This is a genomic window from Proteus sp. G2300 (assembly GCF_009915965.1).
Lineage (GTDB): Bacteria > Pseudomonadota > Gammaproteobacteria > Enterobacterales > Enterobacteriaceae > Proteus > Proteus vulgaris.
On the sequence record NZ_JAABNK010000020.1, the window covers coordinates 33,943 to 54,571 of the forward strand.

At 37.3% G+C, this 20,629-nt stretch carries 20 protein-coding genes; 15 read left to right on the forward strand and 5 right to left on the reverse strand.

The window, feature by feature from the left end; translation table 11 throughout:
- Positions 1-196: 196 nt before the first annotated feature.
- Positions 197-973, reverse strand: a complete 777-nt coding sequence (locus GWI97_RS09735) for a DeoR family transcriptional regulator (protein WP_036939748.1) — start codon at positions 971-973, stop codon at positions 197-199.
- A gap of 54 nt (positions 974-1,027) precedes the next feature.
- Positions 1,028-1,696 (reverse strand): deoxyribose-phosphate aldolase, encoded by a 669-nt coding sequence (deoC, locus tag GWI97_RS09740; protein ID WP_161751937.1) that lies wholly within the window; start codon positions 1,694-1,696, stop codon positions 1,028-1,030.
- A 179-nt stretch (positions 1,697-1,875) separates the two neighbouring features.
- Here deoC and rbsK point away from each other — a divergent pair, with 179 nt between their 5' ends.
- The 9 genes from rbsK to GWI97_RS09785 all read left to right on the forward strand — a co-directional run bounded on the left by rbsK (position 1,876) and on the right by GWI97_RS09785 (position 11,120).
- Positions 1,876-2,796: a ribokinase gene (rbsK, locus tag GWI97_RS09745; protein ID WP_036939742.1), complete on the forward strand. Its 921-nt coding sequence runs from the start codon at positions 1,876-1,878 to the stop codon at positions 2,794-2,796.
- A 235-nt stretch (positions 2,797-3,031) separates the two neighbouring features.
- Positions 3,032-3,943: an N-acetylmuramic acid 6-phosphate etherase gene (murQ, locus tag GWI97_RS09750; protein WP_036939739.1), complete on the forward strand. Its 912-nt coding sequence runs from the start codon at positions 3,032-3,034 to the stop codon at positions 3,941-3,943.
- A 42-nt stretch (positions 3,944-3,985) separates the two neighbouring features.
- Entirely contained in the window at positions 3,986-5,350 is a 1,365-nt protein-coding gene (locus tag GWI97_RS09755; RefSeq protein ID WP_087803823.1) for a PTS transporter subunit EIIC, read from the forward strand.
- Positions 5,351-5,374: 24 nt separating this feature from the next.
- Positions 5,375-6,226, forward strand: a complete 852-nt coding sequence (locus tag GWI97_RS09760; protein WP_036939733.1) for a MurR/RpiR family transcriptional regulator — start codon at positions 5,375-5,377, stop codon at positions 6,224-6,226.
- Positions 6,226-7,014: a sulfite exporter TauE/SafE family protein gene (locus GWI97_RS09765; protein ID WP_036939730.1), complete on the forward strand. Its 789-nt coding sequence runs from the start codon at positions 6,226-6,228 to the stop codon at positions 7,012-7,014. The genes GWI97_RS09760 and GWI97_RS09765 overlap by 1 nt, the downstream gene beginning before the upstream one ends.
- A gap of 298 nt (positions 7,015-7,312) precedes the next feature.
- Entirely contained in the window at positions 7,313-7,414 is a 102-nt protein-coding gene (speFL, locus tag GWI97_RS18605; protein WP_109372621.1) for a leader peptide SpeFL, read from the forward strand.
- A 134-nt stretch (positions 7,415-7,548) separates the two neighbouring features.
- Positions 7,549-8,541, forward strand: coding sequence for an ornithine carbamoyltransferase (gene argF, locus GWI97_RS09775; RefSeq protein WP_036939729.1), 993 nt, complete (start codon positions 7,549-7,551; stop codon positions 8,539-8,541).
- A 15-nt stretch (positions 8,542-8,556) separates the two neighbouring features.
- Positions 8,557-9,504 (forward strand): carbamate kinase, encoded by a 948-nt coding sequence (gene arcC, locus GWI97_RS09780; RefSeq protein WP_036939726.1) that lies wholly within the window; start codon positions 8,557-8,559, stop codon positions 9,502-9,504.
- A gap of 104 nt (positions 9,505-9,608) precedes the next feature.
- Entirely contained in the window at positions 9,609-11,120 is a 1,512-nt protein-coding gene (locus tag GWI97_RS09785; RefSeq protein WP_036939723.1) for a YfcC family protein, read from the forward strand.
- A gap of 190 nt (positions 11,121-11,310) precedes the next feature.
- On the opposite strand, the gene GWI97_RS18610 is transcribed toward GWI97_RS09785, so the two are convergent.
- Positions 11,311-11,478, reverse strand: a complete 168-nt coding sequence (locus GWI97_RS18610; protein ID WP_432652721.1) for a hypothetical protein — start codon at positions 11,476-11,478, stop codon at positions 11,311-11,313.
- Between the two features lie 91 nt (positions 11,479-11,569).
- On the opposite strand from GWI97_RS18610, the gene ilvB reads away from it, so the two are divergent.
- Together ilvB and ilvN are read left to right on the forward strand one after the other, a co-directional pair.
- Positions 11,570-13,267 (forward strand): acetolactate synthase large subunit, encoded by a 1,698-nt coding sequence (gene ilvB, locus GWI97_RS09795; protein WP_161751938.1) that lies wholly within the window; start codon positions 11,570-11,572, stop codon positions 13,265-13,267.
- A gap of 3 nt (positions 13,268-13,270) precedes the next feature.
- Positions 13,271-13,555 (forward strand): acetolactate synthase small subunit, encoded by a 285-nt coding sequence (gene ilvN, locus GWI97_RS09800; RefSeq protein ID WP_006535577.1) that lies wholly within the window; start codon positions 13,271-13,273, stop codon positions 13,553-13,555.
- Between the two features lie 69 nt (positions 13,556-13,624).
- On the opposite strand, the gene GWI97_RS09805 is transcribed toward ilvN, so the two are convergent.
- Positions 13,625-14,521, reverse strand: a complete 897-nt coding sequence (locus GWI97_RS09805) for a cation diffusion facilitator family transporter (RefSeq protein ID WP_036939715.1) — start codon at positions 14,519-14,521, stop codon at positions 13,625-13,627.
- Between the two features lie 203 nt (positions 14,522-14,724).
- Complete coding sequence (locus tag GWI97_RS09810) at positions 14,725-15,303, reverse strand: helix-turn-helix domain-containing protein (RefSeq protein ID WP_036939712.1); 579 nt, start codon at positions 15,301-15,303, stop codon at positions 14,725-14,727.
- A gap of 184 nt (positions 15,304-15,487) precedes the next feature.
- On the opposite strand from GWI97_RS09810, the gene GWI97_RS09815 reads away from it, so the two are divergent.
- The 4 genes from GWI97_RS09815 to GWI97_RS09830 all read left to right on the forward strand — a co-directional run bounded on the left by GWI97_RS09815 (position 15,488) and on the right by GWI97_RS09830 (position 20,339).
- On the forward strand, positions 15,488-16,234 hold the full coding sequence (locus tag GWI97_RS09815) for a sulfite exporter TauE/SafE family protein (protein WP_087803819.1): 747 nt from the start codon (positions 15,488-15,490) through the stop codon (positions 16,232-16,234).
- Positions 16,235-16,433: 199 nt separating this feature from the next.
- Positions 16,434-17,621, forward strand: coding sequence for an MFS transporter (locus GWI97_RS09820; protein ID WP_036939707.1), 1,188 nt, complete (start codon positions 16,434-16,436; stop codon positions 17,619-17,621).
- Positions 17,622-18,361: 740 nt separating this feature from the next.
- The gene (locus GWI97_RS09825) at positions 18,362-19,708 is read left to right on the forward strand and encodes an NCS2 family permease (RefSeq protein ID WP_161751939.1); all 1,347 of its coding nucleotides are present in this window, start codon (positions 18,362-18,364) and stop codon (positions 19,706-19,708) included.
- A 127-nt stretch (positions 19,709-19,835) separates the two neighbouring features.
- Positions 19,836-20,339: a GNAT family N-acetyltransferase gene (locus tag GWI97_RS09830; protein ID WP_036939701.1), complete on the forward strand. Its 504-nt coding sequence runs from the start codon at positions 19,836-19,838 to the stop codon at positions 20,337-20,339.
- Positions 20,340-20,629: the final 290 nt, after the last annotated feature.

Consider the following 20,629-nt stretch of genomic DNA (forward strand, 5'->3'; position numbering starts at 1 on the left):
ATGGGATACCTCCTTGCGTTAATTAAAATAAGTGAAAAATAATAAATCGCTGGCATAGTAACCACTTTTTCTCGCTTTAGCAATTAAAAAAATGGTGTGAATTTTCTTTATTTTTATAAAAGAAGATAAATATAATTTATTTAATTTAAGACTAACTTTTCTTTATTATCTATTTTAGTTAGCACTCTATTTTTAATTAATAAATCACTTTTACTGAGCTTTTTCGGCAATAATCTTCGTAATCATCCGTTAATTTTCTATCTGTGATAATAACATCAAACTGAGCTAAATCGCCCATATTGCCTGTGGCGGCTTCATCAAAATAGTGGTATTTAGTGAGTAAGACCTTACGAATAGATTTATCCATCGCTTTTTTCTTCATATAAAGATCGTCGATGTTATAACAGGTAACGCCAAAATCGAGATGAACACCTTCAGCTGAAATAAAGGCTTTTTTAGGATTAATACTATCAAGATAAGAAGGTTGGGTAGGGTTGTAGAAGGAGTCACTTTTAGGACGATATTCGCCTCCGCAGAGTAATACAGTGGCATTTTTTTTCTGGCTTAATGCCAAAAATACTCGATGAGAATAGCAGATCCCTGTGAAATGCAGGTTATCGGGAATAAGCTCAATCAGTGTAGGAATAAATTGCCCATTATCGAAAAAAAGAACATCTCCGTCAGAAACCATACCTGCGGCAAGATTTGGAATATGAAGTTCTTCAGTTTGATCCGGTGTAATAATATCAGAGGATGTTGAAATTAACCCTGAATGAGGCTGGGCTAATGCAACAACATAACCACCTAATAATGACATCGGAAAAGGGTTTTCGGCGTCAGAACTGAGATCGCGTCTAATTGTCATTTCAGAAACTTCAAGGATCCTCGCGGCATCTTTAAGATGTATGCGACCTGAGCGTTTTATACATTCACTGAGGCGGCGCAAACGTTCGTGCTGTTTGGTCTCTATCACCGAGGGATCCTTGTGTTATCGAATAGCGTACTCCAAAAAATATACGCTAAATAATTAGTAGTTTGATTCAGGCGCATCTGAATCTGTTGCGATAGCGACACTTGCGCTAGCACCGATACGAGTTGCACCTGCTTTGATCATGTTTAATGCTGTTTGGCGATCGCGAACACCACCAGACGCTTTTACGCCCACTTCGTCACCCACCGTTTTACGCATTAATGCAACATGATATTCTGTGGCACCCATTGTACTGTATCCTGTTGATGTTTTCACAAAATCAACGCGGATCTCACGACACATTTCACAAACTAAACGTACTTCGTCGTCAGATAATAAGCAAGTTTCTAAAATAACTTTCAGAGTTGTATTACCACAAGCTGCTTTTACTGCTTCAATATCTTGTTTTACGAAGTCTAAACGACCGCTTTTTAACATACCGATATTGATAACCATATCGACTTCTTGTGCACCTTGGCGAATAGCTTCAGCTGCTTCAAATGCTTTTGTTGCTGTTAAACCCGCACCGAATGGAAAGTCGATAACACAACATACTTTTACATCACTTCCTGCAAGGCAAGTTCTTGCTAAAGGGATGTAAGAAGTGTTAATACAAACAGAGAAGAAACCATGTTCTACTGCTTCAGCACACAATTTCTTGATTTGTGCTTCAGTTGTATCTGCAGCAAGAAGGGTATGATCGATATAATTAGCTAATGGACGCATTGTATATTCCTTAATAAGAAGATTGTTATTTATCACTAATGTTAATTTGCCAACATATTAGTGCTGTTTTAACGGGATAACAATCACAAATGATAATAAAATAACATTATATTGTTATATATCTATCAAAACGTCACTATTTTCACATTTATAAATTTCACATAGGAGTAAGAGGCGCTATGGATATCGCAGTGATTGGTTCAAATATGGTGGATTTGATCACCTATATAGATAGGATGCCAAAAGAGGGGGAAACCCTTGAGGCGCCGGCATTTAAGATTGGTTGTGGCGGTAAAGGGGCTAATCAAGCGGTTGCTGCCGCTAAATTAAATTCAAAAGTGATGATGTTAACAAAGGTCGGCGATGATATTTTCGCGGATAATACCATCATGAATTTAGGATCTTATGGCATTAATACACGCTATGTTGAAAAAGTACCAGGTACAACAAGTGGTGTTGCACCTATTTTTGTGACTTCCCAATCATCAAATAGTATTTTAATTGTTAAGGGTGCCAATCAACATTTGTCACCAGAAGATATTGATAGAGCGGCAGATAGCCTGAAAAAATGCAAAATAATTGTACTGCAATTAGAAATCCCGCTTGAAACGGTCTATCACGCCATTGAGTTTGGTAACAAACACCATATTCCTGTGTTATTTAACCCAGCACCCGCTTCAAAAGCGCTCGATCTTGATATTGCAGCCCGTTGTGACTTTTTTGTTCCGAATGAAACCGAGCTTGAAATATTGACAGGTATGCCAATCACCACAATGGATGAAATTCGCGAAGCTGCTTGCTCTTTACTACAAAAAGGTTTTAAGAATGTCATCGTCACATTAGGTGAAAAGGGCGCATTATGGATGAATGGTGAAATTGAAAAATATATTCCTGCCATTAAAGTGGATGCAATAGACACCAGTGGAGCAGGCGATGCCTTTATTGGTTGTTTTTCCCATTATTATGTTCACACTAATAATATTGAAGAAGCTTTAAATAAAGCCGTGATGTTTTCAGGCTTGAGTGTTACTGGAAAAGGCACACAATCTTCTTATCCGAGTATTGAAGAGTTTGGGCAGTTTTTGTCGCAAGCAAAGTAATATCCTTTTTCATAATCATTTCTTTCTATTCTCTCAGTTATCTCACCCATAAGATAATTGAGAGGACCACTTTAAAATCAACCAATTAAATTAGATTAATAATTTTGTTAGGTTTTCTCTGCGAAAAAACATCTAGCAGTATGTGATTTATTTCACATCATTATGATAAACAGAATTGAAATGTAATTTCATATGATGTAGCTTTATTTGAAATTTGATTTCAAAGGTTGTTGTGATGAAAGAAGATGCATTGAGCCAATGTCTTAAAAATGAAAGTAACCAAGAAACAACCCAATTTTCAGAGTTAAGTGCGTTGGAATTGGTCACATTAATCAATAGTGCAGATATGACTGTTGCACAAGCAGTTAAAAAAGAATTACCTATAATTGCCAAGGTCGTAGAAAAAATTACTGAGTGCTTACAAAGAGGAGGGCGTATTTTTTATGTTGGCGCGGGAACAAGTGGTCGATTAGCTGTATTAGATAGTGCGGAATGCCCGCCGACTTTTGGGGTATCTCCTACATTAGTGCAGGCGATTATTGCAGGAGGGCATGATGCAATGCTAAAAGCGGTTGAAAATATTGAAGACAGCCGAGAAGCCGCAATTGAAGAACTTCAGCGTCGTAATCTCTGTGATAAAGATGTGGTTATTGGTATTGCGGCAAGTGGTCGAACTCCTTTTACTGTCGCAGCTTTACAATATGGTAAAAAAATCAAAGCATTGACGGTATCTATTACTACGCGTGGTAAAAGTATGATGAGTGAAATTGCAGATTTATCCATTGCGCCAGACGTAGGCGCTGAGGTTTTAACAGGCTCCACTAGAATGAAAAGTGGTACAGCTCAAAAAATGATTTTAGGGATGTTAAGCACAAGCGTCATGACTAAGCTTGGAAAAGTGCATAAAAATTTAATGGTAGACGTGATTGCAAGTAATGAGAAATTGCAACGTCGTGCTGAAGGTATTGTCAGTGAAGTGTGTGGCATTTCTAATGAAAGAGCTAGAACATTGCTAAAAATGGTGAATTATCATCCTAGAAAAGCCATTTTGATGTATGAGCTTCATCTGAGCGTGGAGAAAGTTGATCAAATCACACAGCAATATCCTTATCGCTCACTACAACAGCAACTCGCCCTATTTAATTAATAACAATATGAGTCAATACTCAACATTTTAGCAGGCACCTATATGGCTAATAAAATAGAACATCTCGATACGTTAGCAATAGAAATAGAAAAACAGGCGGGTGGGTTTCAAAATGTGGTAACCCTAACACATTGCATGACCCGCATTCGATTGATTTTAAAAGATAGCTCGCTATTTAATGCCGATGCTTTAAAACAAGTCGAAGGTGTTAAAGGTGTTGTATTTAATGGCGAACAGCATCAAGTGATTGTCGGAATGGGAACGGCGGCAAAAGTGTATTCCATTATGAATAAACGGATGCAAAAAAACTCAACAAGTAATGAGGAAGTGTCTGAATCAACACCGGTGAAAAAAGGCTTCTCAATTCGTCGTATGCTAAATACATTAGCGGCTATTTTTGTTCCTACCATTCCTGCATTAATTGGCTGTGGTTTGATCATGGGGCTAATTAATATTATTCGTTTAGTAGCTCCTGGTTTGGTCGAGCAATTCCCCGAGCTATTTAAATTATTCAAATTGATCGGTAGTACGGTATTTGCCTATCTCTCTATTATGATCGGGATAAATACAGCTAAAGAGTTAGGGGCATCGACTTCGATTGGTGCGGTAATGGCTGGATTATTAGCCATGCCAGGGCTTGCTGATATCACTTTATTTGGTGAGAAATTACAGCCAAACAGTGGCGGGATTTTTGCGGTATTAATGGTGGTTGTATTCTCTTCAAAATTAGAACTATGGTTTCGTCGTATTGTTAAAGAGAGCCTTGATCTTATCTTAACACCGTTTGTGACTATTTTAGTTTCTTCGCTTGTCGCAATTATGATATTCCAACCTATTGGTCATTATCTTAATCAGTTATTAGCTCAAGGCGTCTCATTATCGTTATTAAGCCAAGGTGGTGGTGCTGTTGTAACTGGAGCCACGTTAGGGGGAAGTTTCTTATTTTTACTCTTAACAGGATTACATCAAGGGTTAATTCCTATTCATACCGAAATCTTAAATACCTTTGGTTTAAATTATCTATTCCCTATTTTAGCAATGGGGGGAATGGGGCAAGTAGGATCGTGCTTTTGGGTTTACTTGCGTACTAAAAACCAACGTTTAAAGAAAACATTAATGGGTGCATTGCCTGTGGGTATTTTTGGTGTTGGTGAGCCGTTATTATTTGGTGTTTCTCTTCCATTAGGTAAACCTTTTGTGGCGGGATGTATTGGTGGTGCGGCCGGTGGGGCATTAATGGCATATTTCCAAGTTGGGATCATTATTCCATTTGGTACTGCTGGGTTATCATTAATTCCATTAGTGGGAGATGGGCAAATTATTAAGTTCCTGATAGCGGTATTAGGTGCATGGATTGTCGGCTTTATTGCCAGTATGCTAATGGGATTTACGGATCCAGAGAAATAAGTTAGAAATAAAAAGGATAATAGAATGTCGACACTGACCAAAAAGCTTGAAAGTTTGCGAATACAAGGCAAAGGCACAGAACAACGTATTGCTCATTATCTATTAGAGAATAGTGAAAATATCGCCAGTATGAATGCGGCTGAGCTGGCACTTAAAGCGGGTGTAAGTAGTGCTTCTGTTATCCGTTTCTCTCGCCAAATGGGATATCGAGGTTATCCTGAATTTAAAATTGATTACCTTTCAGAAGAAAAGCAGCAGAAAAGCAGTGGCGATATTCTTTATGGTAATTTAGCGAAAACAGACTCGACTGAATTGATTATTTCCAAAACAGGGCATCTGTTTACCAGCGCTATTTTAGATTCATTGGCGTTGTTAGATCCAAAGCGTATTGATCTACTGGCTGAAAAAATGGTCTCAGCTAAACGCATTGTTCTGTTTGGTATTGGTGCCTCTGCGGTTGTCGCGAGTGATATTTTTCATAAGCTTATTCGCGTGAATAAAAACGTCTTATTTAGTTCAGATCTTCATGCTCAACTGGCTTATTCTGCCAATTTATCAGCGGATGATTTTGCGATAGCAGTTACTGCACGAGGTAATACTGCGGATATTAATCGGATGCTAAAATCAGCAAAAAATGAAGGCTGTTTAACTGTGGCATTGACTCGTTTTGGGCAAGATGAAGCAACTCGTTTATCTGACTACACATTGCCTTATTTTTATGACGAGCAACATTCTCAATTGGGGGTGATTACCCCTCAAGTTTTACAGATGGTAGTTTTTGATGTGTTGTTTTTTAAATATATGACATTGGCGAGTGAGTCAGCAGAAAAAGCCTTATTAAAAGGGCGAGAAGCTGTTATGCAAGGAAATCAGTAATGTTACTTATCACTACATTAGCGGTAGGTGCTGTTATTGGTTTAATTATTAGCACAACAGGTGTGGGTGGCGGTGTTATAGTTTTACCTGTATTGACGTATTTTTTTGGTATGAATGCATTAATGGCAGTAGCGACAGCCAATTTATTATCGATGTTGATGAAAGTTACTTCATCTTATATGCATTTTCGTCTTGGTAATATTCCCTTTAAAAGAGCCATGCTGGTATTAGGAATAATGCTACCAAGTACCTTTTTAGCCAGTGTTTTTGTTAATTATTTAGGTTCATTAGAGCAGTATCAGCAACAAGTAGAATGGGGAATTAATGCGCTTGTAGTGGGTGCGATTATTTTTTCTCTCATACTCTTTGTACAGAGAATGTTTTTCTCATTACCTCCCGTTGTGCTTGAGAATACAAAGCTAGCCCCTTTAAATATTAAAGCACTCTTAATGCCTGCGATTGTGGCTGGGATTATTTTAGGCGCAACAGGGGTTGGTGGTGGTGTGGTGGTTTTACCGCTCTTGCTACGCTATGCCAACCTTTCTATTAAGCAAGCGATTGGTACTTCTATCTTTACTACGACATTGTTATCGGGATCGTCAGCACTGGCTTATATGCAGGATGGACATACTGATATTCACTTGGCGCTTATATTATTTTTAGGATCGTTGATCTCTATTCCTCTATCTAAATGGCTATTGATAAGAATGCCTGATAAAGTATTTCAGTATGCAACACTAATTTTAATTATTTGTAGTGCTGTGATGATGTTGGCAAAATTATTCTAGTGTTGAAATGTATAATTAATGTTAATTATAAAAAAAGAATAAAATAATAGATAGATAGAATTGATTTTTTTATTAGGTGTTTTTTTTATCTTATTCATTTAATTGAAGTCGTCGATAATATAAATATAATTTCTCTCTTTTATTTTTGTGTTAATGAAATGTACTATTAACGCTTTATTTTCCCAGAAAATGATTTTAGTCATAAATAGATAATTGAGATAACAATCACATTAATATTAATTACGATGTGTTTCACTGGGATCCTCATTTAATACCTATAAGTGAAGGTACTAGTATTATGGAAAATAATAATAGGAAAACACCTCATATTAGACGTATTGCCCATATTATGATGTATAAACAACGTCAGTGCTTCCATTTCTCCGTTTTTAACGGGTAAGTCCTCTTTCTACACGATAAAAATATAAAATATCTTTCCTAATAACATACGTTATTGGGTGATTGTTCTATTTTTTAAATAACACACTATTTTTTACTCTATTATTATCAAAATAATTAGGAGATAGGATTATTATGTCTATTAATATTAAAGGTAGAAGTTTTTTAAAATTACTCGATTTTTCATCTGCTGAAATTCAATATTTATTAAAGCTTTCTAAATATTTTAAATCATTAAAAATGGCAGGTATTCCTCACCGCTCTTTAGAAGGTAAAAATATCGTTTTATTATTTGAAAAAACCTCAACACGTACACGTTGTGCCTTTGAAGTTGCGGGTTATGATTTAGGAATGGGGGTTACTTATCTTGATCCAGGCTCATCACAAATGGGGAAAAAAGAGTCTATTGAAGATACTGCGCGTGTATTAGGGCGTTTTTATGATGGTATTGAATACCGTGGTTTTGATCAGTCATTAGTGGAAGAACTAGCTGCAAAATCAGGTGTACCAGTATGGAATGGTCTTACCGATAAATTCCATCCAACTCAAATGTTGGCGGATATGCTGACAGTTGAAGAAAACTTTGGTCATTTAAAAGGACTTAAGCTGACCTTCTTTGGTGATGCCCGTAATAATGTGGCTAATTCGCTGATGGTTGTATGTGCCAAATTAGGGTTACATTTTACCGCATGTGGCCCAGCATCTTTAATGCCAGAAGAGCAACTTGTGAAGGAATGTCGTGCAATTGCAGCTGAAAACGAAGGCTCTATTACATTGACAGAAGATATCGAGAAAGGGGCAAAAGACGCGGATGTTCTCTATACCGATATTTGGGTTTCAATGGGTGAGCCAGATAGTGTTTGGGGGGAGCGAATTCGCTTACTAAAAGCTTATCAAGTTAATGAATCTATGATGACAATGGCTAATCCTCATGCGATTTTCTTACACTGTTTACCTTCATTCCATGATCGTTTAACGACTATTGGTGAAGATATTTACCAGAAATTTGGCTTGAGTGAAATGGAAGTGGCAGACGGTGTTTTTGAGTCTCGCCAATCAAAAGTTTTCGACCAAGCTGAAAACCGTATGCATACCATTAAAGCAGTTATGTTTGCGACGTTAAGCTAAAGCAAGGAGTTAACGATGCCTAAGAAGGTATTTATTGCTTTAGGGGGAAATGCACTAGGTAGTACGCCACTAGAGCAAAAACAGATAGTGCGAAAAACCGCAAAGCCGATTGTAGATTTGGTTGAGAAAGGTTACCAAGTCATTATTGGTCACGGAAATGGTCCGCAAGTTGGGATGATCAATTTAGCTATGGATTATGCATCACAACAGAATATTGGCACACCTTATATGCCATTTGCTGAATGTGGTGCCATGAGCCAAGGCTATATTGGTTATCATTTACAACAGGCTATTAATGACGAATTATGTGTACGACATCTGAATAAAAAGCATGGTTGTGCAACTATTGTGACCCAAGTGATTGTTGATAAAAATGATCCTGCTTTTTTATCACCGACAAAGCCAATTGGTGCGTTTTATACTCAACAGCAAGCTGAGGCTATCCAAAAAGAGCACGGTTTTTATTTTATGGAAGATGCGGGGCGTGGATATCGTCGAGTTATTCCATCACCCAAACCGTTAGAAATTGTAGAATCACCCATTATTAAACAGCTAGTTGAACGCAATATTGTGGTGATCACGGTTGGCGGAGGTGGTATTCCCGTTATTCGAAAAGGAGAGTTATTAGAAGGTATTGATGCTGTTATTGATAAAGATAACTCTAGCGCTAAATTAGCTGTCGAATTAAAAGCAGATATTTTATTAATATTAACGGCTGTTGATAAAGTCGCTATTAATTTTAATAAACCAGAGCAAATGAATTTAGATAAATTAACCCTTTCTCAGGCTCAAGAATATATTTCTCAAGGGCAATTTGCTAAAGGAAGTATGTTACCTAAAGTCGAGGCTTGTCTTAATTTTCTAAAGGAGAGTGATAAAGGTGTACAAGCGATTATTACTTCTTTAGATAATGCATTATCTGCTTTAGAAGGAAAAACAGGTACAACACTTATTTCTGATTAATATCATAATTATCATCATTCTAAATTTAATTCTAAAAATAAACACTGCCAGTTAGATATTATTTCTACTGGCAGAGTTACCTCTTATTTAAGTCGAGGGCGCTTATGAAACTTAAAAAGTTTGCGTTTCCGACCGCATTTACTATTTTATTTGCAATTACAGTAATTGTGGTTGGCTTAACGTGGATTATTCCGGCTGGCGAATATCAACGCTTAAGTTATAACTCAACAGAGCCATCATTAGTGGTTGCGAAAATAGATGGTTCTCATGAAGTGTTACCTGCAACTCAAGCCACATTAAATGATTTAAATGTCTCTATTGAGATTGAGAAATTCACGGATGGGACAATTAAAAAACCGATAGCGATACCCGGAACCTATGAACGTGTAGCACAGCAACCCAAAGGGATAATGGATATTACTGAAAGTATGGTGAAAGGGACGATAGAGGGGGCTGATGTTATTGTTTTTATTCTTGTATTGGGGGGGCTTATTGGTGTTGTTAATAAAACAGGGGCATTTAATGCGGGTTTAACAGCACTGGCAAATCGAACTAAAGGGAAAGAGTTTTTAGTGGTGTTTGGTGTCACCATTATATTATCCATTGGTGGGACAAGTTGTGGTATTGAAGAAGAAGCTGTGGCTTTCTATCCTATATTAGTCCCCATATTCTTAATACTGGGTTATGACGCTATTGTGTGTGTTGGGGCTATTTTCCTTGCTTCTTCAATGGGAGCTGGATTTTCAACGGTAAATCCATTTTCAGTGGTGATTGCCTCAAATGCATCAGGTATAAGTTTTATTGAAGGGATCGGCTTTCGTACTATTGGGTTAGTCATTGGTACGATTGGTGTTTTGGTTTATTTATATTGGTATTGCAAGAAGATCAAAAAAGATCCGGCTTTCTCTTATAACTATGAAAATGCCGAGAGCTTTAAACAGCGCTTTTTAAGTAATTACGATCCTAATGAGATATTAGAATTTTCGTGGCGTCGTAAAGTGATCCTCTGCTTATTTGTTGCTGCTTTTCCTATTATGGTTTGGGGCGTTATGGATATGGGCTGGTGGTTCCCACAAATGGCGGCTCTTTTCCTTGCTATCGCTATCATCATAATTTTCCTTTCTGGATTAAAAGAGAAAACAGCCATTGATGGATTTATTCATGGGGCATCTGAACTCGTTGGTGTTTCATTAATTATTGGTTTAGCGCGCGGTGTTAACCTTGTAATGGAACAAGGTAAAATTGCCGATACTATCCTTGAGTTTATGTCTCATATGGTTGCAGGAATGCCACCAAGCTTATTTTTATTAGCACAACTCGTCGTCTTTATTTGTTTAGGTTTTATTGTTCCTTCTTCTTCAGGTCTTGCGGTTTTAGCGATGCCAATCATGGCGCCATTAGCTGATGCTGTAGGTGTTCCTCGTTATATGGTGGTATCTGCATATAATTGGGGACAATATATTATGTTGTTTTTAGCACCGACAGGTTTAGTACTAGCGACATTACAAATGTTAGATATTTCCTATAACAAATGGTTAAAATTTATTATGCCGATGGTGATATTTATGTTTGTTCTTTCGGCCATATTATTACTTATTCAAGTCGCCCTTTTATAATATTAAATAGGTGTGTTTATATTGATAAATGGATTTTCAGTTATTCTGTAGTGTGATATTAATCTAGTTTTTTATGCTGTTATCAGTGATATTTTTTGGTTTTCATTAGAAGTGATCTAGCTCTCGTTTTTAATGGCAATAAAAAATAAACTGAAAAAAAAGGTTGTTAATTTGTAGAAGTTATGTTTTTTTAAATACAGATAACACGTAAACACATCATTAAATTAATTGATAGGTAACCCATGATCATTACTACTCTACTACAAAGCCTACGACTAACAGCGCACATCGCGGCTGTGGTTGGCGTGCGTGTGGTGGTGGTCGTCGGCAAAGCGCCGTAACGGGTCCGAATCAACATAGTTTCGCAACCCCGCCGGCGCATTAACCGGGCGGGGTTTTTCATTTCTACCTGCCCATAAAGTCCGGCTTAGAACAAAGGACATAGAAAAATGGGTGCTCAACAAGAAAACGCCACAATAAGTAAAACGTTTACTGGCGCACAATTAATTGTTTATTTACTGGAACGGCAAGGTATCACGACAGTTGCAGGGATCCCCGGTGGTGCGGCGCTTCCTTTGTATGATGCATTGAGCCAAAGTAAATCTATTCGACATATTTTAACTCGCCATGAACAAGGTGCGGGTTTTATTGCACAAGGTATTGCACGTGCCAATGGCAAACCTGCTGTGTGTATCGCTTCAAGCGGGCCGGGTGCGACAAATTTAGTGACTGCAATCGCAGATGCGAAGCTTGATTCCATTCCTTTAGTTTGTATTACAGGCCAGGTATCTTCAGCAATGATTGGAACAGATGCATTCCAAGAAGTTGATACCTATGGCATGTCTATTCCGATTACGAAGCATAACTATTTAGTTCGTGATATTGCTGAGTTACCTGAAATTATTTGTGATGCGTTTCGTTTAGCGATGTCAGGAAGACCTGGTCCTGTTTGGGTTGACGTACCAAAAGATATCCAACAAGCCACTATTACGTTAGAAACATTACCGCCTATTCCACAAAAAGATCCTGTACCCATATTTAATACTGATTTAGTAATACAAGCGGCACAAATGATTAATCAGGCTAAAAAACCTGTTTTATATTTAGGCGGTGGGATAATTAGTTCTGAAGCCTGTAAAGAGGCGATTGAATTAGCAGAAAAAAATAATCTGCCTACGACGATGACTTTAATGGGATTAGGATTAATGCCACCTTCACACCCACTGTATTTGGGGATGTTGGGTATGCATGCGACTCGTAGCACCAATTTTATTTTAGAAGAAGCGGATTTGTTGATTGTATTAGGGGCGAGATTTGACGATCGTGCAATTGGCAAAGCAGAGAAATTTTGCCCTAATGCTAAAATTATTCATGTTGATATTGATCGCGCTGAAATTAGTAAGATCAAACGCCCTGATATTGCGATCCACGCTGATGCGAAATCAGTGTTATCACTGTTATTACCATTGATTAATATAAATAAACGTAATGAATGGATAGAGAGTGTTACGACACTGAAACAAGAATATCCTTTAGAGATGAAAAATGCTGAAAATATCCTGAGTGGTTATGGCATTGTATTAGCCGCGGCAAGCTGTGTTGATGATGATGCGATTATTACAACAGACGTTGGGCAACATCAGATGTGGGTAGCGCAAGCTTATCCGTTAAATCGACCTCGACAATGGTTAACGTCAGGTGGATTAGGCACGATGGGTTTTGGTTTACCTGCTGCAATTGGTGCCGCGTTAGCTGAGCCGAATAAGAAAATCCTCTGCTTTTCGGGGGATGGCAGTATTATGATGAATATTCAAGAGCTTGCCACCGCGGCTGAACACCAATTAGATATCAAAATTATTTTGATTAATAATCAGGCGCTGGGTTTAGTGCATCAGCAACAAACACTCTTTTTTGAAGAGCGCATTTATGCTGCCGCTTACCCTTATCAAACAGATTTTATCCGTATTGCACAAGGTTTTGGTTTAGATACCTGTGACTTAAATCAGGAAGCTGATCCCGCCAGTGCATTGCAAGCCGCTATTGAAAAGCCAGGCCCTTGCTTAATTCACGTTATGATTGATATCCATGAAAAAGTATTTCCGATGGTTCCACCTGGGGCTGCAAATATTGAGATGATAGGAGCTTAACTTATGTCAAACCAATCACAACCTATCGCGCTGGAATTGATTGTTCGCAACCATCCCGGTGTTATGACCCATATTTGTGGTCTATTTGCTCGTCGCGCATTTAACGTCGATGGTATTTTGTGTTTACCAATGAAAAATAGTGATAAAAGTCGTATTTGGCTATTAGTGCAAAAAGATGATCGTCTAATGCAGATGGTCAGCCAGGTAGAAAAGCTTGAAGATGTAAAAGAAGTTAGATTTAGCGATGATTTACGTGTTTTTGAACAAATGGAAAGTTATTTAAATTAATTTATTCTGGCTCTTTCTTAACAAATAAGAGAGAGCCAGAATTTAATGAAAGTATAAACTTATTTTGTTTCAGTGATGATTTTCTTCAAGATGTTGTCTATCTTCACATTCCATCTGTAACGTAATATGGTTAATACGAAATTGTTCACGAAGTTGTTGTTCGAGTCGAATTCTTAATTCTTCATGGTCAGCATTTGGCTGATAAACAATATGCCCACTTAAAATCAGTTTACTTTGTGTGAGTGCCCATAAATGCAAATCATGAGAACTTACGACATCTGGAGTATTATTAATTGTTTCAGTAACCTGAATAAGATCAACACCGCGAGGTACGCCCTCAAGTAAAATATTCAGACATTCTTTAAGTAATATCCACGTTCGTGGAAAAACCATAAAACCGATTAGCACCGCAATAATAGAGTCAACGAATTCCCAACCCGTCAACCAAATAATGACTGCACCAATAATTACTCCTATTGAGCCCAACATATCCGCCCATACTTCTAAATAAGCCCCTTTTACATTAAGGCTTTCATCCTTTGTGCTGGTGAGTAACTTCATTGAAATCAGGTTAACAACAAAGCCTATTAACGCAATAATAAGCATACCAATAGATTGAATATCAGGAGGTGAAGATAAGCGTTTATAGGCTTCATATAAAATATAGAAAGCAACCGCCATTAAAATAAGTGCGTTCATAGTTGCTGCTAATATTTCAAAGCGTGCATAACCATAAGTTCTAAAAACATCAGCGGCTTTTCTGCCGGCATGAATAGCAATCAGAGCAAGTAAAAGTGCGAAAGCATCGGTCATCATATGCATGGCATCGGAAATTAATGCCAAACTACCCGTTAAATAACCGCCAATAAATTCGACTAGCATAAATAATGACGTTAAGCCGAATGCAATTAATAACCGTGACTCAGGTAGTGCTTTTACATCGGCATGTTCATGATTTCCACTCATTGAAGCTCCTCATTATCTGAATTGCATTATTAAAAACATAGCTGAAAATAAATAAAAATAAATTAAATAAAGAGAGGATTTATGGATAACTTGAAGTGGATATTGCGACTGTAAATAAAGGAATTTTGATAACTGAACTCACACGATAATGAAAACCCGCATAAATAGTGAAGAATTATCGTGTGGTAGTGGTAGTCAATCACTTAAGGGCGGTGATGGTAATGTTGTTGATTTGGGCTAGACATAATCACCGATGCGCGTAAATGTCCTTCAACACAAATATAAGAGTGAGGCGCATTACCATGAAAAGCGTAAAAATCCCCTGTCTCTAATAAGACAGTCTCATCATTATCAAAACGCATCATTAGCTTGCCAGAATAGACCATGATATGTTCTTGAGTGCCGTCAGCATGAGCTGGGCTATTAATAATTGCACCGTGCTTCATCTCGATATGCCAAATTTCGGTAATATTACCGATGCCAATACGAAATTTAAACTCTTGGGCATAATCGCCAACAATCGGTTTATGTCGTTCTAAGCGAGGGTATTCTTCGCGCGTAAAACTAAATAAATCACCTAAAGGGAAGCCAAGCGCGATCGCGATAGCCTCCAAGGTATCGATTCTAGGATTAGAATCACCCGATTCTAATTTTGACAATGCTGCCTTAGATATTCCCGATTTTCTTGATAACTCATTAAGTGACAAGTTTCGAGATTGCCTTAATTGTTTGACTTTATTACCAAGGTATTCATTTGTTTTTTTAGGAGGTTGTGAGTTCATTGCCAATTCAAAATATCGTTAGTTTAAAAGTGCCATTTTGATTAGATAATAACACTAATTAACCGTATTCGGAAAAATGAGACTCTGTTTCTGCTGTATTTTATACATAGTTTTACGATTACTGTTCGATTTGTAATAATTACGCTAAAATCATTTTGTAAATGATTATTGTTCAAGGTTTATTATGATGGACTTGCTCAGTTGGTCTGATCTTTTTATTTGCCTACTTACCTTATTCTTTGCTTATGTTATTTTTGGTATGGCAGGGTTTGGTTCTGCGTTAATTGCAGGCCCTGTATTAGCACTTTATTTACCGCTTTCAATGATCGTGCCTTTATTGGCATTAATTGATTTAAGTGCTGCTGTGGTCAATGTTTTAAGAGATGGGAAACAGGCTGATTTTAAAGAGATACGCTATCTTATTCCGCTTATTATTATTGGTAGTCTTGTAGGGGCAACTATCCTATTAACCACACGGCCTGATTTACTTTCTCTTCTTTTAGGTATTTTTGCCACTTGTTATGCCATTTATGCACTGTTTTGGAAAAAACAAGAAAGCCAATTTTCTCAACGCTTGGTTTATCCTTTTGGGCTAATAGGGGGCGTATTTAGTGCATTGTTTGGCAGTGGGGGATTTTTATATGCGATCTATTTATCAGGCAGAATGACTGATAAAAACAAGTTTCGCATTACACAGACGACATTGATTGGCTTTAGTACACTAACGCGAGTGGTGATTTTCTTGTTTGCGGGCATTTATTGGCAATTGGATATCCTCAAGTTAGCGATTATTTTCTTACCGGCTATGTTTGCTGGTGTATGGTTAGGACGAAATTTAACATTACGTCTGTCAAAAGCACGATTTATGAGTGTCATTTATACTATTGTATTGGTATCGGGTACTGTGTTGATCTACCGTTATTTTTCTTGAACTCTGTCCGCGAATGACGGTGAAGTGAGAATATTGTGGAAGGCAAAGATCTTCATGAGTTAAACGGAGATCTTTCTCTGATTAACGTTACTTTTTAAGCATGTTTATCTATTTCTTATCCCTTATAATATAACAATATTTTATTTAACGACCTTCTTTTCATTACAGAGATTTCTGCTGTTTGCAGAAACAAAAGAACATGTCACATCAAAACTATCGTCAATCTGATGTTTTTGCGATAACAACTATTACGGTAAGTATTGGCGTTATCGGGATTGTTATTGGATTAACTATTCCCATGGTTGCACTACGCCTCAATTTAGCAGGTATTAGTGAGTCTATTATCGGACTTATTTCTGCCGCACCCGCTATTGGGATGTTAATTATTTCACCTTTTGCTCGGCGTATTGTGCAGTGGATTGGTAAACGTTTTGCCATGCTATTAGCCACCATTGTTTCTGCAATCAGTTTATTACCTTTAATGGGGAGCTTACCTCTAGAGTTATTATTTCCTTTACGATTAACGACCGGTATTGCCAGTGGTGTGATGATTTGTTTAGGCGAAACGTGGATCAATGAACTTTCGCCTGATAATAAACGAGGGAGAATTTTAGCGGTTTACACCACGGTGTTTACAATCAGTCAACTGATTGGGCCTTCAATTATTGCATTGTATGGTGTTTCTGATAAAACGCCTATTTTAATTAGCATCTTTATTCATATTATTTCTATCGTGCTGTTTTTAATGATGGATCAAAAAACGGGCGATAAATTACCTAAAGAGACACAAGATCCTAACTTTTCCATTATTCGTTTTGTTAAAGTTGCACCTGCGATTTGTGGTGGTATTGTTTTCTTCGCTTTTTTTGATGGTACAGTGCTGTCGATGTTTCCTATTTATGGTCTAAGTGTGGGTCATACAGAAGCTATTGCCGCCATGATGATAAGCGCTATTCTTGCTGGCGATGCTATTATGCAAATGCCTTTTGGCTGGCTTGCTGATCATATGAATAGAACACGGTTATACCGAATTTGTGGTGTGGTGACGTTGCTTACAAGTTTGTTATTGCCTATCACGATGTCTCATACATTTTTGATTTGGCCTTTATTACTGGTGCTGGGCGCAACAGCGGGTGCAATATACACTATTGCGTTGGTACAAATAGGGCAATATTTTTCAGGCAATGATCTGATGGTTGCCAATGCTTCTGCGGCGATGTTATGGGGAATAGGCAATTTGGCTGGGCCTTTATTAGCGGGAGCGATGTCAGAAATTTCTTCATCTTCATTACCATTCTTATTGGTTGCTATGACTGTTTTATTCTTAATATCCACCATGGAACGTTGGAACGTGGGGGTGGAAGCATTCAATAATAGCTCATCTTAATATCATTCTTCCTCTATTGTATTTCATTTAGGGTGATAAGAATGCGATAGAGGGATCTATCCTCTCCTTGTTTCTAAATGTTCAAAAGTATCTTATTGTTTTATTTTAATAATTATAATTACATTTCGTGATTTTACTTATTTTAAAATTTATTAAGAATAATCCAGAAATACTTATCTTGAATGAAAAATTGTTTGCTAAAATGGTGTTTATTCATCTAACGTTAAAAGTAGAAGATGACACTATCTTCAGATAAAAATAACGAATACTGCAAACTATTCATCGCCACACATTGGGAACGGGGGGTATTATTTACCTAAACAACTTATTAAAATTACTAATAATAGATAAATGTACCTAATTATCATGTTGTTTAATATAAATTAAATAAAAACAATTAATTAAGTGAATTTTCTACTGTGAGATAAGAATGATATTGGATGATTGTACAAAAGTAGAATGATGAGGAAAGTAGGCAACTGCTTTCCTCTTTTTCTTTTTTATGACTTTAAATTGTCTTTTTATGACATTTTTATTAAAAATGTATTTTTTCACTTGATTCTTACCCTAAAAGCACCAGATAATCGTTTGCGTCAAATTCTCTCACTCAACCCACACAAAAAAACAAACGTTTGCTTTTGACTCCCTCTTAAGATTTTTATCTATAAGAGGTTATTTTAATTGATACGTAATCGTTTTCGTTTTGGGGGAGTGAATCGTTTTTATGTCAGAGGAATGTAATGTCTGCTAATCAATCAGCAACCACAGGTAAATTAGACAGCTATTTTAAACTTACAGCACGTGGCACCACGGTTCGTAAAGAGATGATCGCCGGCTTGACGACATTTCTTGCTATGGTGTATTCCGTGATTGTTGTTCCTAGCATGTTGGGGCAAGCGGGTTTTCCACATACTGCGGTCTTTATCGCAACCTGTTTAGTTGCGGGCTTAGGTTCCCTTCTTATGGGATTGTGGGCAAACCTTCCTATGGCAATTGGTTGTGCCATCTCATTAACCGCGTTTACGGCTTTTAGCTTGGTCTTGGGGCAAAATATCTCTGTGCCTGTTGCATTAGGTGCTGTATTTTTAATGGGGTGTTTATTTACCGCATTCTCATTAACTGGCATTCGTACTTGGATCTTAAAAAACATTCCCATAGGTATTGCGCATGGTGCGGGAATAGGGATAGGACTGTTTTTACTTTTAATCGCAGCAAACAGTGTTGGATTAGTTGTGAAAAACCCATTTGATGGTTTACCTGTTGCAATGGGAAAATTTACATCATTTTCTGTTCTTATGTCACTTGCAGGATTAGCCGCTATTTTCGGATTAGAAAAACGTAAAGTACCCGGTGGCGTACTATTAGTGATTGTAGCTATTTCTATTATCGGGCTGATTTTTGATCCTAATGTAAAATACCAAGGCATTTTTAAAATGCCTCAATTAGGTGAAGAGGGACTCTCTTTATTGTTTGCTATGGATATTAAAGGGGCATTACAACCTTTGGTTTTACCGAGTGTTCTTGCGTTAGTGATGACTGCAATTTTTGATGCAACTGGGACTATCCGTGCCGTTGCTGGCCAAGCAAATTTATTAGACAAACGCGGACAAATTATCAATGGCGGAAAAGCACTTACCTCGGATTCTGTTAGTAGTATTTTTGCCGGTGTGATAGGTGCTGCACCTGCTGCGGTTTATGTTGAGTCTGCAGCAGGAACTGCCGCAGGGGGTAAAACAGGATTAACTGCGACTGTCGTGGGTATTTTATTCTTACTGATCCTTTTCTTATCACCTCTTTCTTATTTAGTGCCCGCTTATGCGACCGCACCGGCATTAATGTATGTGGGTTTATTGATGCTAGGTAATGTCACTAAGTTAGATTTTGGCGATTTTGTTGATGCCATGTCAGGTATGGTGTGCGCCGTCTTTATTGTTTTAACTTGTAACATTGTTACTGGCATTATGCTCGGTTTTGGCTGTTTAGTGATTGGTCGAGTATTTGCAGGCGAGTGGCGTAAACTTAATGTTGGTACCGTATTAATTACTATTGCTCTAGTGGCATTTTATGCGGGAGAGTGGGCAATTTAATTCGAATCATCGGCTTTAAAGACAAAAGGCGGAATATATTTGTATTCCGCCTTTTTGCTATTTATTTATCTAATTTTATTCGCTATTGTCGAAATTAAGCCTATTTGTTAAATAGTTGGTAGAATATATGCAAGAAATAAAAATACGCCATAGCGAACCAGATGACGCAATCGCAATTCAACAGTTATATACTCATCCTGATTTATATATTTGTACTTGCCAATTTCCTTACCCTTCAGTGACAATGTGGAAAAAAAGATTACTTGAATTTGCAGAACAAAATATCCCTAATTTTGTCGCAACTGTTGATGAGCAAATTGCAGGGCATTTAGCGCTGATTATCGATACTCATCCTCGTCGTCGCCATATTGTTAGTTTTGGTATTGGTGTCGGAGCAGAGTACTCAGGTAAAGGTGTAGGGAAGTTACTTATTAATACAGCGATTGATTATGCGTTCAATTGGTTAGCAGCAACTCGGTTAGAATTAGAAGTGTATTCAGATAATGAAAGAGGCTTACATTTATATAAAAAATTAGGCTTTGAAGTTGAAGGTGTACGTCGTAAAGCGGCATTTAGAGATGGAAAATATTGTGATGTTGTTATGATGTCAATGCTAAGAGCTATTGAATAATCATCAGCACTATGTGGTGACGCTTAAAATTAATCGTTATCATCATTTACTTGCCACTTTTTATTTAATTGCTTAGCGCTTTACGTTTTTATACGGGCAATTACATTGCTTAGACTGAAAAAGAGAAATAAAAACGTATGCTTTTGACGTTTAATGCCGTTAATAAATAAAGAGTAATGAAAAGAACGCAATTTGTCGTGTTAGATACGATTAATCTTAATTTTCAATAATCACACATGAGTCAGCGTGGGATCTGTTTAAAATAAGAAAAGGTAAAGAAAGACATGGCG